The 15,048-nt window shown below is 71.3% G+C and carries 9 protein-coding genes; 6 read left to right on the top strand and 3 right to left on the bottom strand.

Features of this window, described 5'->3' with window-relative positions:
• Positions 1-21: 21 nt before the first annotated feature.
• The 3 genes from ACSDR0_RS05380 to ACSDR0_RS05370 are packed head-to-tail and all read right to left on the bottom strand — an operon-like array spanning position 22 to position 5,442.
• The gene (locus ACSDR0_RS05380) at positions 22-855 is read right to left on the bottom strand and encodes an AraC family ligand binding domain-containing protein (protein WP_435287609.1); all 834 of its coding nucleotides are present in this window, start codon (positions 853-855) and stop codon (positions 22-24) included.
• Entirely contained in the window at positions 852-2,873 is a 2,022-nt protein-coding gene (locus tag ACSDR0_RS05375; RefSeq protein ID WP_435287608.1) for a protein kinase domain-containing protein, read from the bottom strand. Before ACSDR0_RS05375 ends, ACSDR0_RS05380 begins: the two co-directional genes overlap by 4 nt.
• 46 nt (positions 2,874-2,919) lie before the next feature.
• Entirely contained in the window at positions 2,920-5,442 is a 2,523-nt protein-coding gene (locus tag ACSDR0_RS05370; RefSeq protein ID WP_435287607.1) for a protein kinase domain-containing protein, read from the bottom strand.
• A gap of 396 nt (positions 5,443-5,838) precedes the next feature.
• Between ACSDR0_RS05370 and ACSDR0_RS05365 the strand changes: the two genes are divergently transcribed.
• From ACSDR0_RS05365 to ACSDR0_RS05340, 6 genes are all read left to right on the top strand, one after another.
• Positions 5,839-6,714: a chorismate mutase gene (locus tag ACSDR0_RS05365; RefSeq protein ID WP_435287606.1), complete on the top strand. Its 876-nt coding sequence runs from the start codon at positions 5,839-5,841 to the stop codon at positions 6,712-6,714.
• 215 nt (positions 6,715-6,929) lie between these two features.
• The gene (gene dnaE / locus ACSDR0_RS05360; RefSeq protein WP_435287605.1) at positions 6,930-10,451 is read left to right on the top strand and encodes a DNA polymerase III subunit alpha; all 3,522 of its coding nucleotides are present in this window, start codon (positions 6,930-6,932) and stop codon (positions 10,449-10,451) included.
• Positions 10,452-10,654: 203 nt separating this feature from the next.
• Positions 10,655-12,001, top strand: coding sequence for a discoidin domain-containing protein (locus ACSDR0_RS05355; RefSeq protein WP_435287604.1), 1,347 nt, complete (start codon positions 10,655-10,657; stop codon positions 11,999-12,001).
• Positions 12,002-13,222: an MFS transporter gene (locus ACSDR0_RS05350; protein ID WP_435287603.1), complete on the top strand. Its 1,221-nt coding sequence runs from the start codon at positions 12,002-12,004 to the stop codon at positions 13,220-13,222.
• Between the two features lie 52 nt (positions 13,223-13,274).
• On the top strand, positions 13,275-14,234 hold the full coding sequence (locus ACSDR0_RS05345; RefSeq protein WP_435287602.1) for a TolB family protein: 960 nt from the start codon (positions 13,275-13,277) through the stop codon (positions 14,232-14,234).
• 483 nt (positions 14,235-14,717) lie between these two features.
• On the top strand, positions 14,718-15,020 hold the full coding sequence (locus tag ACSDR0_RS05340) for a hypothetical protein (protein ID WP_435287601.1): 303 nt from the start codon (positions 14,718-14,720) through the stop codon (positions 15,018-15,020).
• Positions 15,021-15,048 lie beyond the last annotated feature (28 nt).

Here is a 15,048-nt window from a genome sequence, read left to right as displayed (position 1 = left end):
GAGGGGAGCTTATGTCCGCCTTTAAGCGCCGGTCTTGTACGTTCCTGCGCGCTGGTAGGCGGCCGGTGGCACGCCCACCGTCCGCTTGAAGTGCCTGCTCAGGTGAGCCTGGTCGGTGAACCCCACGTCCCCGGCGACCTGCGCGGGAGGCGTGCCGCCCTGGAGCAGCCGCCGGGCCCGGATGATCCGCAGCGTGTTCAGGTAGGCGTGCGGAGGCAGTCCGGTGGCCGCCTTGAAGGCCCGGATCAGGGCGAACGGCCCCAGGTCCACCGCCCGCGCCAGGTCCTCGATCGTGGGCGGGTCGACGAGCCGCTCGTGCAGGATCTCCCGGGCGCGCCGCACCGCCGGGTCGCTGTCCCAGCGCGGCGCGCCCGCGGGGTGGCGGGAGGCGTGGCGGCTGAGCAGGGCGGCGAAGGCCGTGCGGGCCAGCGTCGAGGAGGCTAGGTGGTCGCCCCCCTCCGCGGCGTCGTGCGCGGCCCGCAGCAGCGCGACGGTGGGCCGGTGGTAGGTGATGGTCTCGGGGAAGCAGGGGGTGCCGTGCCCGGCCATCAGCTCGGCGGCGATCCCGGAGACGAACTCGACCGAGGGGTACAGCACCCGGTAGGACCACCCGTCGGGGATGCCCGCGTAGCCGTCGTGCACCTCCTCGGGGTTGAGCGTGCTCAGGCTGCCGGGCCCCGCGCGGTGCAGGGTGCCCCGGTAGGCGAACTCCTCCACCCCCGACAGGACCATCGCGATCGCGTAGCTGTCGTGCGCGTGCGGCGGGAAGCGGTGGGTCACGTATCTGGCCTTGAGGAGGTCCACCCCAGGCAGAGCCGGGGTACGCCAGAAACGCGCCCTCTCCGGGCCGCTCATGATCGGAAGGTCCTGGTGAAGGTGTCGAAGAACGAGCGGTCCCACTCGGACGCCGGGCTCTCCCAGTAGATCGCGTACGGCTTGTCGGCGAGGGTGCGGAAGCCCCGGTCCAGGACGCGCGTGCGGACCCCGTTCTTGAGGTAGGTGAACTCCCAGTCGGCGGCAGGCACCCCCCGGTACACCAGCGGGGTGATGCCGATCCGCCGGTAGCCGGGCCAGACGTTGTCGGCGGTCCCGGCCTTCTCCACCTTCTGCCAGTGCCTGACCGGGTTCTTCTCCGGGTCGTCGGTCGACTCGATCCACAGGACGCCGCTCGCGCCGGGGGCGCGGAACTCCACCCTGTCGCGGCCGGAGAACCGCTTGACCTGCCAGTTCCTGGGCACCGCGACGGAGAAGCCCATCGGGTCGCGGTGCAGCCGCCAGCCCGCGGGGATGGTCCTGGACGGGCGCGGCGTCGGCGTCGGGGTCGCCTCCGGGGTGGGGGTCGTCTCCGGCGGTGTGGTGGAGGCCGGGTCGGTGGCCGGGGTCGTGACGTCGGCCCGGTCGTCACCGGTGTCCGCGGGGGTGTCCCTGCCCTGCAGGACCAGCCACCCGCCGACCCCGATCACCACCGCGAGCGCGGGCACCCCGGCCAGGAGCGCCAGCCGTCTCGCCCTCGCCCGCCGCGCGGGCTCGACCCCCGTGTCCGTGGGGTGCTCCCGACCCGGCCAGGAACCCGGAAGCGGGGGTTCGGAGCCGTACACCTGCTGCCCGGGATGCGCGTACGGAGACTGCCCGGGGTGCGCGAGGGGCTGTCCGGGGTGCGCGTACGGCTCGGGATGCGCGTACGGAGACTGCCCGGGGTGCGCGAGGGGCTGTCCGGGGTGCACGTACGGCTCGGGGGGCGTGTACGGAGGCTGCCCGGGGTGCGCGTGCGCCTGCTGCCCGGGATGCGTGTACGGCTGAGGGGGCGTGTGCGGAGGCTGCTCGGGCCGCGTGCGCGCGGCCGGGTGGCGGGGCTGCTCGGGATGCGTGTGCCCGGCCGCGTACGGGGACTGCCCGGGGTGCGTGTGCGCGGCCGGGTGCCGGGGCTGCCCGGGACCGCCCAGGGGATCCCCGTACCCCGGCTGCCACGCGTCCCGCGCCGTGTCCTGACGCGGCGGGCCGGTCTGGAACGCGGGGGAGTCGTAGGCCTGCTGCCCGGGACGCGGTGCCCGCCCGGGGACCGGGCCGGCCGAGGAGGCGCGGCCGAGCAGGGCCTCGACCTGGTCGGGGACCATCCGGGCGGCGGGGTCCCTGGCCATCAGGCCGAGGATCGCCATCGACAGGGGACCCGAATGGGTCATGGGGCTCGGCTCGCCGTGCAGGACCGCCATCATGGTGGCGGCGGCCGTGGCCCGCTCGAACGGGGGACGGCCCTCCAGGGCCGCGTACAGCGTCGCCCCGAGCGACCACAGGTCCGACTCGGGGGTGGCGGGCAGGCCGTGCAGCCGCTCGGGAGGCAGGAACGCGGGGGTGCCGACCATCGCGCCCGTACGGGTGATGCCGGTCTCCTGCGTCATGGAGGCGATGCCGAAGTCGGTCAGCACCACCCGGCCGTCGTCGGCCAGCAGCACGTTCTCCGGCTTGACGTCGCGGTGCAGCACTCCCGCGGCGTGCGCGGCCCGCAGCGCGCCCAGCACGTGCAGCCCCACCGAGGCGACCCGCTCGGGCGAAAGCGGCCCGTCCGAGCGGACGATCTCACCCAGCGACCGGGACCGGACCAGCTGCATGACGATCCAGGGCCGCCCGTCCTCCTCGACCACGTCGTGCACGATGATCACGGAGGGGTGGTCGAGGCGCCCGGCGGTCCTGGCCTCGCGGACGGTGCGCCGGTTCAGGTCGGTGCGCGCGCTCTCGTCGACCCCCCGGTAGCGGACCTCCTTGACGGCCACCACCCGGTCGAGGAGCTCGTCGTGGGCTCGCCAGACGATGCCCATGCCGCCCTCGCCGATGTGTTCGAGCAGCCGGTAGCGGCCCGCCACCTTCCTTTCCGCCATCCCCCGCCCTCCCAAACTCACTGACCGCAGGCGGTAGGGCTCCCGCTCACTTTTTCGAGGAGAAGGTAGCGGTGAACCCTTCGAAGAGGTGCATGTTCTTCTTCCAGTCCTTGGCCAGGGTATGCCAGTAAATCGCGTACCCCCGGCCGCCCTTGGTGACGAACCCCCGGTTGATCACGCGAGCCTTGCCCGAGCTGGTGTTCCAGGTGAACTCCCAGTCGGCGGCCTTCACCATGTACTTGACGTTCGCGATCCGGATCCGGTCGTAGCCGGAGAAGTTGCCCCGGACGACTCTCTCCTGGTTCTCCCAGTCCTTCTTCGGATCGGGGCCCGCCTTGTCGACGTACTCGACGAAGACGAAGCTCGTCCGGTCGGGGCCGCGGAACCACACCTGCTGGCCGGGCCGTTTCTCCACGGCCCACCCCTTGGGCAGGCCGATCGAGAAGCCGTTGCCGTCCTTGTGCATCCGCCAGCCGGAGGGGAGGGGCGACTTCTCCTCCTCCTTCTTGGTGGGGCTCGGGCTGGAGGAGGGCGACGCCGAGGAGGACTCGGAAGGGGACGCGGAGGAGGACGGCGAGCCCTCCGGGCCCGGCGAGCTGTCCGAGGTCGTCTCGGTGCTGTCGCTCGGGGCGTTCGACACGCTGGACGCGCCCGGATCGCCCGGCTTGGCCTGCGGGGTCTCGCCCTCATCGCCGCTGCGCATGCCGAGCCAGCCGGCGATCCCGCCGACGATCAGCAGCGCGGGCAGGAGCACCAGCAGCCCCCGCTTCATCGGGGAGGCACCCGATCCCTGAGCGGCGAGCGTGTCGGCCCCGTGGTCGTGGCCCGAATAGGAAGGGGCCGAGGGCTCTTCTCGCGGGGCGGGCTCGGCCCGGGAGGCGGAGACGGGCTCCCGGGCGGGCTCCGGCCTCGGCGCGGGCTCGCGTCCCACGGGCGGGAAGGGGTTGGGGCGCGAGACGGGCTTCTGGCGCGCGGTTTCCGGCTCCGGGGCCGGCGGAGCGCCCGCGCGGCCCGCCTCGGGGGCGGCGGGCTTCCTGCCGGCGGGGCCGGGAGACGCGGAGGGTGCCGTGCCCCGCGTCGTCTCGCGGGCCGGTGCGGTGCCGGCGGCGGACTTGGAGCCGGGCTCCGGGTCGGCGGCGGGTCTCGGCTTGGGGGCGAACCTGGGCAGGAGCGGCGGCGCGGCGGCTCCGGCGGCGGGCTCGGGTCTCGGGGCGGGCGTGGGCTTCGGGTCGGCGGCGGGTCTCGGCTTGGGGGCGAACCTGGACAGGACCGGGGGCGCGGCCTCGGCGGGGGTCGCCGTGGGAACGGGCGTGGCCTTGCCGGTGGGACGGCTCGCCTTCGAGCCCGCTCCGGCCTCGGGAGCCGGTGAACCCGCTTCGGCGTCCTGGGCGGGTGCGTCCGCTCCGGACGAGGCGGCCTCGCCGCCCTTCGCGGCGGGCGCGGCCTTCTCAGTCTTCGCCTTCCCGGCGGGATCGGGCACCGCGGGGGAGGGGACCGCGGGAGCGGGCTTCCGCCGTGCGGCTTCGGAGGAGGGCGCCTTCGCGGCGGCCTTCCGGGGCTCCTCGCGGCGCGCGGGCGGGGGAGAGGCCTCGTCCTCGGAATCCGGCGGGGGTACGGAGTCCAGCTTCGCGCCCGTCTCGGGGACGGCGCCGGGCCGGAAGCGGATCCCGGGGTCGGTGTCGTCCGACGGGTCCACGGCCGGCATGACGGCGGTCCTGGCGGGCCGGTCCCGGTCGCCCTCGCCCTCGCCCTCGGACACCCTGCGCAGCAGCCGGTGGGCCTCCTTGTAGGGCATGCGCAGCGCCGGATCCTTGCGGAGCAGCCCTTCGAGGACCGGGGCCAGCGCTCCGGCGTGGACCGGGGTCTCGGGCTCGTCGTTCAGGATGGCGTGCATGGTCGGCAGCGCCCCGCCCCGGTCGTGCGGGGGCTTGCCCTCGACGGCGGCGTACAGGGTCGCGCCGAGCGACCACAGGTCGGACTCGCGCTGCGCGCTGCCGCCCTTGATGCGCTCCGGCGGGATGAAGGCGGGCGTGCCCGCGATGCCGGTCATGGTCAGCGCGGTCTCGGCCTCGAGCGTGGCGATGCCGAAGTCGGTCAGCACCACCCGGCCGTCGTCGGCCAGCAGCACGTTCTCCGGCTTGACGTCGCGGTGCAGCACTCCCTGGGCGTGGGCGGCGCCCAGCGCCTCCAGCAGCTTGAGGCCGATCTCCGCGACCCGCTGCGGAGGCAGCGGCCCGTCCTGGCGCAGCACCTTGCCGAGGGAGCGCGACTCCACCAGCTGCATGACGATCCAGGGACGCCCGTCCTCCTCGACGACGTCGTGGACGACCACCACGTTGGGGTGCGTCAGGCGCCCGGCGGCACGTGCCTCGCGCTTGGTGCGCCGGTTGAAGTCCTCTTGGTTGTCCTCGCCGAGCATGTCGGCGTAGCGGACCTCCTTGATCGCGACCTCACGGTCGAGGAGCTCGTCGTGGGCCCGCCACACGATGCCCATGCCACCCCGGCCGATGGCTTCGAGCAGGTGGTAGCGGGAGGCGATACGGCGCCCCTCGGGCTGTGCTTCGGCCATCAACCGGCTTACCTCCTTCTGAACCCCCGAATACTCTCATAGCCCGGTAAAGTGATCGACTCACACGCCGAGGAGAGGGTCCACATCTTGAGATGTGGTGTCCAGTACGTGGCGGATGTCGGGAAGGTGACCTAAGGTTGACCCCATGACCTGCCACTTCGTGTTTATTAAGCCGGCTCCGGAGAGCCGGTCGTGAGAGTGTGAACTAGCGACCAGCCGGAGTCGGAACGAGGCGGAGACGCGAAGTCTCTGCCTTTTTCTCTTTCCGAAGTCCCTTTCCGAACGGCCGCCGGCTCGCGGCACGCGCGTCGGCCGAACCTGGGGAGCCTCATGTCGTCCACCGCACGGTGCAGGGTACACACGAAACGCGCAGCGATACGGCTGGGCGCGCTCACGGTGGGTACCGGACCGGCCGTGGTGATCGGCGGGTCCGGCGCGGACGCCCACTGGATCAGCCTGCGAGACCGCCGCGAAGGAGTCTCCCCGGCCGAGTCCGTGGCGGCGGCCCGAGCTCAGGGCGCGGGGCCGGTCCTGGTGGAGCCGTTCTCGGCGGAGGATCTGCCGCTGATCGCCGAGAGGGCCGACGGCACGGTGGTCGGCGCGGCCTGGATGCGGGACTCCGGGCTGGTGCGCGCCGCCGCGAGGCTCGGCCTGCCGGTGCTCGTCCAGCGCGATCCCTCCGCGACGCTGGAGGAGTGGCTGGAGGTCGCCGGTCACTGCGTGGCGGAGGGCAACGACGGGGTCGTGCTCTGCGAGAGCGGCGGCCGTACCCTCCCGGGCGGCGCCACTCCCGATCTGGCGCTGATGCGCGCCGCGCGCGAGAGGTCGGGCCGCCCCGTCCTGGCCGGTCTCGGCGCCGACCCCGCGCTGGCCGCCGCCGCGATCGCCGCCGGTGCCGACGGCCTGCTTCTGGACCCCTCCTCCACCGAGAGGGACGTGCTGGCCGCGCGCGAGGCCGTGAAGATCGTCGGTGCCCTCACCCGCAGGGAGACCCCCGACTCGGTGATCGCCGCCCGCGAGGCCATCGACCGCGTCGACGCCGCCCTCGCCGTCCTCCTGGAACGCCGCGCCGAACTGGCCGGGACCATCCAGCGCCTCAAGCCCGTCGGGGGTTTCGCCGGTCGCGACGCCGACCGCGAGCGCCGCCTGGTCGCCGAGATGGCCCGCCGCGCCCCCGTCCTGGGCGAGGCCAGGCTCGCCCCCATCATGAACGCCGTCATCGAGGCGGGCCTCCACCTCGCCGAGGAACGCCGGTCGGCGCCCAGGGACTGACCCGGGGCCGACACAGGACTGACACGGGACTGACCAGGGGCCGGCCGGGGGCCGGGCGGTGCGGCCACCCGTACCATCGGTCAGGGGCGGACCTCGCGCGGGGAGGTCCGGGGCGCCGCGGGAAGAGGCGACCCGGAGCGCATGAGTCACTTTCGAAACTCAGATTTGGATACGCTTTCCCCGCCGACGGTGCGACTAGGGGAGGACGGGGCCGCATGTCAGACTCGTTTGTGCATCTGCACGTTCACACGGAATACTCCATGCTGGATGGAGCCGCCCGTTTGAAGCAGATGTTCAAGCAGGTCGGTGACCTGGGCATGCCTGCCATCGCGATCACCGACCACGGCAACATGCACGGCGCCTACGACTTCTACCGGCAGGCGACCGGGGCCGGGATCAAGCCGATCATCGGCATCGAGGCCTACGTCGCCCCGGCCTCCCGGCGCCAGAAGAAGCCGGTGCTGTGGGGCGAGCCGCACCAGAAGCGCGATGACGTCTCGGCGGGCGGCTACTACACCCACATGACCATCTGGGCGAAGAACGCCACGGGCCTGGGCAACCTGATGAAGCTCTCCTCGCGCGCCTACACCGAGGGCTTCGTCCGCAAGTGGGCCCGGATGGACGCCGAGATCCTCGCCGAGCACTCCGAGGGCCTGATGGCCACCACCGGCTGCCCGTCGGGCGAGGTGCAGACCCGCCTGCGCCTGGGCCAGTACGACGAGGCGGTCGCGGCGGCGGCCAGGTTCCAGGACCTGTTCGGCAAGGACAACTACTACCTGGAGATCATGGACCACGGGCTCGACATCGAGCGCCGGGTCCGCGAGGGCCTGACCCGCATCTCGCGTGAGCTGGACATCCCGCCGCTGGTCACCAACGACTCCCACTACACCTACGAGTCGGACGCGACCTCGCACGACGCGCTCCTGTGCATCCAGACCGGCAAGCAGCTGTCCGACCCCGACCGCTTCCGCTTCGACGGCAGCGGTTACTACATCAAGAACGCCGACGAGATGCGCGCCGTCGACTCCTCCGACCTGTGGGCCGAGGGCTGCCGCAACACCCTGCTGGTCGCCGAGAAGGTCGACCCGAGCGGCATGTTCGGCTTCAAGAACCTGATGCCCACCTTCCCCCTGCCCGAGGGGGAGACCGAGGAGAGCTGGTTCCGCAAGGAGATCTGGTCGGGCATGGAGCGGCGCTTCCCCGAGGGCGTCGACGAGGAGCACCGCGCGCAGATCGAGTTCGAGATGAACGTCATCCTGCAGATGGGGTTCCCCTCCTACTTCCTCGTGGTCGCCGACTTCATCATGTGGGCCAAGAACAACGGCATCCGGGTCGGCCCCGGGCGAGGCTCGGCCGCGGGCTCGCTGGCGGCGTACGCGCTGGGCATCACCGACCTCGACCCGCTGCCGCACGGGCTGATCTTCGAGCGGTTCCTCAACCCCGACCGCGTCTCCATGCCCGACGTCGACATCGACTTCGACGAGCGCAGGCGCGGCGACGTGATCCGCTACGTGACGGAGAAGTACGGCGCCGACAAGGTCGCCATGATCGCCACCTTCGGCACCATCAAGGCGAAGGCCGCCATCAAGGACGCGGCCCGCGTCCTCGGGCACCCGTACGCGCTGGGCGACAAGGTCTCCAAGGCGTTCCCGCCCGCGGTGATGGGCAAGGACATCCCGCTGTCGGGCATCTTCGACTCCGAGCACCCGCGCTACAACGAGGCGGGCGAGCTGCGCAGGCTGTACGAGGAGGACGTCGACGTCAAGTCGGCGATGGACCTCGGCAGGGGCCTGGAGGGCCTGATCCGGCAGACCGGCGTGCACGCCGCCGGGGTCATCATGTCGGCGGAGGTGCTGACCGACTACATCCCGATCATGCGCCGCGACTCCGACGGTGTGATCATCACGCAGTTCGACTATCCGACCTGCGAGACGCTCGGCCTGCTGAAGATGGACTTCCTGGGCCTGCGCAACCTCACGATCATCGACGACTGCCTGAAGATGATCGAGGCCAACACCGGCGAGGCCATCGACTTGCTCAAGCTGCCGCTGGACGACCGCAAGACGTACGAGTTGCTCGGCAGGGGCGACACCCTGGGCGTGTTCCAGCTGGACGGCGGCGGCATGCGGTCGCTGCTGCGGCTGATGAAGCCCGACAACTTCGAGGACATCTCCGCCGTCGGCGCCCTGTACCGCCCGGGTCCGATGGGCGCCAACTCCCACACCAACTACGCGCTGCGCAAGAACGGCCAGCAGGAGATCGTCCCGATCCACCCGGAGTTCGAGGAGTCTCTCCGGGAGATCCTCGGCACGACGTACGGCCTGATCGTCTATCAGGAGCAGGTCATGGCCATCGCGCAGAAGGTCGCCGGGTTCTCGCTCGGCAAGGCCGACCTGCTGCGCCGCGCGATGGGCAAGAAGAAGAAGTCGGAGCTGGACAAGCAGTTCGAGTCCTTCGAGCAGGGCATGAAGGACAACGGCTACTCCGCGAGCGCGGTCAAGACGCTCTGGGACATCCTGCTGCCCTTCTCCGACTACGCCTTCAACAAGGCGCACAGCGCCGCCTACGGTCTGGTCTCCTACTGGACCGCCTACCTCAAGGCCAACTACCCGGCCGAGTACATGGCCGGGCTGCTGACCTCGGTCAAGGACGACAAGGACAAGTCGGCTCTCTACCTGAACGAGTGCCGTCGCATGGGCATCAAGGTGCTGCCGCCGGACGTCAACGACTCCGACTTCGACTTCACCCCGCGCGGCACCGACGTCCGGTTCGGCCTGTCGGCCATCCGCAACGTCGGCGGCAACGTGGTCGACGGGATCATCGCCGCGCGCAGGGAGAAGAGCCGCTTCGCCGACTTCAAGGACTTCCTGCGCAAGGTCCCCATGGTGGTCTGCAACAAGCGGGTCATCGAGTCGCTGGTCAAGGCCGGTGCCTTCGACTCCTTCGGGCACGTGCGCAAGGGCCTGGTGATGATCCACGAGCAGGCCGTCGACAGCATCATCGGGATCAAGAAGAACGAGGCCCAGGGCCAGGACTCCCTGTTCGGCGCCGTCGAGGGCGCCGAGGACGAGACCTTCGACGTGCAGATCCCGCTGGGCGAGTGGGACAAGAACACCCTGCTGCAGTTCGAGCGGGAGATGCTCGGCCTGTACGTCTCCGACCACCCGCTCTTCGGCGTGGAGCACATCCTCGCCTCCGGCGCCGACTGCTCGATCGCCGCGCTGCAGGACGAGCACCGTCCCGACGGCCAGGTCGTCACCGTCGGCGGCATCCTGAGCGGCCTGCAGCGCAAGGTCACCAAGAAGGGCGACACCTGGGTCCTGACCCAGCTGGAGGACCTGGAGGGCGCCATCGAAGTGATGATCTTCCCTTCGGCGTACCAGCTCTGCGCGACGGTGCTCGCCGAGGACGCCATCGTGTTCGTCAAGGGCCGCCTGGACAAGCGCGAGGACGTCGGGAAGATCATCGCCATGGAGGTGACGGCCCCCGACCTGACCCGCGAGGCGGGCGGCCCCCTGGCCGTCAGCCTGGCCCTGGCCCGGTGCACCCCGCCGGTGGTCGGCCGCCTCAAGGAGGTGCTGACCGCGCACCCCGGCACCACCGAGGTGCACCTGCAGGTCCACAACGGTCCGAAGACCACCATCGTGCGTCTCGACGACCGCCTGCGCGTGTCACCGTCCCCGGCCCTGATGGGCGACCTGAAGCAGCTTCTCGGTCCCGCCTGCCTCGGAGCCTGAGAATCGGGGGCAAGTTAGGAAACCTTCCTAACTTCCGTTGACACCACCCCGGCCGCTTGCGAGTATTCCGGTGAGCGGCTTGGCGCGGCGTCCCCACGGGGACGTGACGCGCTCATTACGAGAGATGTGCTGCCCCGGCCGCGTTTCGCACGGCACCGCGGTCGGTGCCGTGGCCTCCCTCTCGTCCCCTCAGGAGACAGCACGTGTCTTCAACGACGTCCCGATCCGTCCCCCACCGCCTCCTGCTGGTCCTTGTGGCGTTCGCCACCCTCCTCGCCGGCGTCCTCGTCGCCACCGGCCGCGCCGAAGCGGCCGAGACCCTGCTGTCGCAGGGCAGGCCCGCCGCCTCCTCGTCCAAGGAGGGCTCCTCCTACAGCTCGGGCAAGGCGGTCGACGGCGACCTCACCTCGACCCGCTGGGCCTCCCTGGAGGGCAGCGACCCGCAGTGGATCCGCGTCGACCTGGGCGCGGTCTCCCCGATCTCCCGGGTCAAGCTGTTCTGGGAGGCCGCCTACGGCGAGGCCTACCAGATCCAGGTCTCCGCCGACGCCGCCACCTGGACGACCATCCACTCCACCAGCGGCGGCGACGGCGGCGAGGACGACCTGACGGGCCTGTCGGGCTCCGGGCGCTACGTCCGCATGTACGGCACGGCCCGGGGCACCGAGTACGGCTACTCCCTGTACGAGTTCCAGGTCTTCGGCGGCGGCACCGCCACGCCCAGCCCGACCCCGACGGTGACCCCGGGCGACACCTTCGTCGTCGCGGCGGCCGGTGACATCGCCGCCCAGTGCACCGCGAGCTCCAGTTCCTGCGCCCACCCCAAGACGGCGGCGCAGGTCCAGGCGATGAACCCCGAGTTCGTCATCACCATGGGCGACAACCAGTACGACGACGCCCGGCTGTCGGACTTCAAGAACTACTACGACAAGACCTGGGGCAGGTTCAAGAGCAAGACGCGCCCGGCCGTCGGCAACCACGAGACCTACGACCCGGCCGGCACCTACGCCGGATACAAGGGCTACTTCGGCTCCGTCGCCACCCCGCAGGGCAAGACCTACTACAGCTACGACCGGGGCAACTGGCACTTCATCGCCCTCGACTCCAACTACTTCGACCAGGCGGCCCAGATCAACTGGCTCAAGGCCGACCTGGCCGCGAACACCAGGGGCTGCATCGCCGCCTACTGGCACCACCCGCTGTTCAGCTCCGGTGAGCACGGCAACGACCCGGTGAGCAGGCCGGTCTGGAAGATACTCCACGACGCCCGGGCCGACCTGGTGCTCAACGGCCACGACCACCACTACGAGCGGTTCGCCCCGCAGGACCCCGACGCCCAGGCCGACCCCGACGGCATCGTGGAGATCCTCGGCGGCATGGGCGGCGCCTCGCCGTACGACATCGAGAACGTCCAGCCCAACAGCCAGAGGCGGCTGCAGGACGTCTACGGCGTGCTCAAGCTGACCTTCGCCCCCGCCGCGTTCTCCTGGCAGCTCATCGGGACCGACGGCGCGGTGAAGGACACCGGCCCCACCTACGCCTGCCACTAGATGTACATCTCGGCAAGCCGGACCGCGGACGGAGCACGTCCGCGGTCCCGGCTCTCCTGGGCGGTCCCCGGGAACGTGCTCGCGCTCGGGGCGGTCAGCCTGGTCACCGACATCTCCTCGGAGATGGTCACGGCCGTGCTGCCGCTCTACCTGACGCTCTCCCTCGGGCTCAACCTGCTGCAGTTCGGCCTGCTGGACGGGCTCTCCTTCGGGGTGACGGCGCTGGTCCGGCTGGCCGGCGGCAACCTCGCCGACCGGTGGCAGCGGCGCAAGCTGGTCGCCGGCATCGGATACGGGCTGTCGGCGCTCTGCAAACCGGCCCTGCTCGCCGCCGGCGGCTCCGTCGCGGCGCTGGGCGCGGTGATCGCCGTGGACCGGACCGGCAAGGGGCTGCGGACGGCTCCGCGTGACGCGCTGATCTCGCTGAGCGTCCCGCCGGACGGGCTCGGGCAGGCGTTCGGCGTGCACCGCGCCATGGACACCTTCGGCGCGCTGCTCGGCCCGCTGGTGGCGTTCGCCGTCCTGACGGCCACCGGCGGGGCCTACGACGCGGTGTTCGTGGTCAGCTTCTGCGTGGCCGTGCTCGGCGTGTTGCTGATGGTCATGTATGTCCGCGACCAGCGTATGCCGCTGCCGGGCCCGCGGTCGGCGACCTCGCCGCGCGCGGCGTTCGGGCTGCTGCGCGATGCGGCGTTCCGGCGGGTGTGCGTGGTGGCCGCGGCCCTGGGCCTGGTCACGCTCAGCGACGCGTTCGTCTACCTGCTGCTGCAGAAGCGCGGCGGGTTCGGCGCCGAGTACTTCCCGCTGCTGCCGATCGGCACGGCCGCCGTCTACCTCCTGCTGGCCGTGCCCGTCGGCCGCCTCGCCGACAGGCTGGGCCGGGTCCCGGTCTTCCTGGCCGGGCACGTGGCGCTGATCGCCGCCTACCTCCTGCTGATCGGACCGGGATGGCTCGTCGCGGTGCTGGCTCTGCACGGGGTCTTCTACGCCGCCACCGACGGCGTGCTGATGGCCGTGGCCGGGCCGATGCTCCCCGCCCACCTGCGTACCAGCGGCCTGGCCCTGCTCCAGACCGGCCAGGCGACCGCCCGGCTGTTCTCCTCGGTCCTGTTCGGCGCCGTCTGGACGGTGTGGGGGAGCACGCAGGGGCTCGCCGTCATGGCCGCCGGGCTCGCGGTGTGCGTGCTCGGCGCCTGGTCCGTCGTGAGGAGGCACGTGTGACACCGCCGTTGACGTGGGCGCCCGGCGTCCGCCCGGTGAGGGGGAGGCGTCCATGACCCCGGTACGTCGCCTGCTGGTGCTGCTGGCCGCCCTCGCCGTCCTCGGCGGCGCGGCGGCCGGCTACGCCGCCTGGGCCGCGCGCCGCGACCCCGCCCCGGCGCAGGCGGGACAGGACGGCGTGCTCCGTCCCGGGCAGCTGATGTTCCGCACGGCGACCGGCCGGGTCGCCGGGGTTCCGCTGCGGGACACCTCCGCCGCGCCCGCCGGCGGCGGCCTGGCCTGTGACCGCTTCTCCACGGGCGGCGGGACCTCGATCTGCCTGGTGGCCCGGCCGGGACCGGTGGCCACCACGCACGCCGTGATCCTCGACCGCTCGATGCGGGAGACCCGCCGGGTCAAGCTGGCCGGCATCCCGAATCGGGCCGGGATGTCGCGGAGCGGCCGGATGGCGTCGTGGACGGTGTTCGTCACCGGTGAGTCCTACAGCGAGGGCGGCTTCTCCACCTGGACCGGGATCCTGGACACCCGCACCGGCTACGCGGTGACCAACATCGAGGACATCCCGCTGACCCTGAACGGCCGCCGCTACCACGCCGCCGACGTGAACTACTGGGGGGTCACCTTCGCCGCCGACGACAACCGGTTCTACGCGACCGTGTCCACCAAGGGGAAGACGTATCTCGTCGAGGGCGACTACGGCAGGTGGCAGGCCCGCACGCTCAGGGAGAACGCCGAGTGCCCGTCGCTGTCCCCCGACGGGACCCGCCTGGTGTTCAAGAAGCGCGTCTCCGCCGATCCTGACCGGATGTGGCGGCTCCACCTGCTGGACCTGGCGACCATGCGGGAGACGCCCCTGGCCGAGCCCGCCAGTGTCGACGACCAGGTCGCCTGGCTCGACGGGCACACGGTCATGTACGCCAAGGGGCCGGACGTCTGGTCGGTCCCCGCCGATGGCTCCGGCACCCCGGCTCTCCTGGCGCGGGGCGCGTCCTCGCCGGCGGTGTCGCGCTGAGCCTCAAGGAGGTGCTGACCGCGCACGCCGGCGTCATCGTGGAATCCCGCCTGCCGCAGGCTCCCTCCTGGAGCAGAGGGGTGCCGCGCCCGCGCTCGGTGTGCCCGAGCCCGCGAGGCCGGCGGCGATCCGCAATCGGTCATTCCGGAGATGACCGCCCCCGCCGAACACCTGCGGGCGCTGAGCGGGGCCTCCCGCCCCGACCTTTGTCACATGGAACTTTTGGATCTGCGGCTTCCTTTTGTTGTGTTAATAATCACGTTTCATATTGGCGAGATCATGTTGTCGCTGTTGGGGTATTTGCGCGCCACCAGAATTGGCGACCGAAAATCTTATGGACAATTTTGCGGATCTTGAACTTTAACCATCGGCGCTGACACTGCTCCTGTCGCTTGATCGTCTTGACGGGCGGCTGAACGCTTCGCACCAGCGGAGCTGGCGAGGGGCTCCGCCGTGTCTGTGCGCCGTGCTGTCGCAATCCTGTTGGCGATCGTTCTCACGGTCACGACAGGGGTGCCCGCCCAGCTTTCCGCGGCGTGGGCCGTGGGCCCCTATCTGGCGGTGAACGGTGCGGATCTGGCCGGGACCTCGGTGGGGTCGCCGTTCACGGTGACGCTGACCGGCGAGGGAACCGTCGACGACGGGGTCAAGTTCCTGCTGAACAACGTGTATCTGGGCAAGGACTCGACCGCGCCGTACCAGTGGACGGTCACCGCCGCCGTCGGGGCGCGCGCCCTGTACTACATTCGTAGATTCACTGGGAGTGGATCACCGCGCCTCCGATAATGGCTGATCAGGGCACGTGTCTGGTGAC

The organism is Streptosporangium sp. G11, assembly GCF_051192615.1.
Lineage (GTDB): Bacteria > Actinomycetota > Actinomycetes > Streptosporangiales > Streptosporangiaceae > Streptosporangium.
This window is presented reverse-complemented; position numbering and strand designations above follow the sequence as displayed.

Excerpts from the sequence above, each read along its gene's own strand:
- ACSDR0_RS05380 (WP_435287609.1), bottom strand. The coding sequence starts at position 855 with ATGAGCGGCCCGGAGAGGGCGCGTTTCTGGCGTACCCCGGCTCTGCCT.
- ACSDR0_RS05375 (WP_435287608.1), bottom strand. The coding sequence starts at position 2,873 with ATGGCGGAAAGGAAGGTGGCGGGCCGCTACCGGCTGCTCGAACACATC.
- ACSDR0_RS05370 (WP_435287607.1), bottom strand. The coding sequence starts at position 5,442 with ATGGCCGAAGCACAGCCCGAGGGGCGCCGTATCGCCTCCCGCTACCAC.
- dnaE (WP_435287605.1), top strand. The coding sequence starts at position 6,930 with ATGTCAGACTCGTTTGTGCATCTGCACGTTCACACGGAATACTCCATG.
- ACSDR0_RS05350 (WP_435287603.1), top strand. The coding sequence starts at position 12,002 with ATGTACATCTCGGCAAGCCGGACCGCGGACGGAGCACGTCCGCGGTCC.
- ACSDR0_RS05345 (WP_435287602.1), top strand. The coding sequence starts at position 13,275 with ATGACCCCGGTACGTCGCCTGCTGGTGCTGCTGGCCGCCCTCGCCGTC.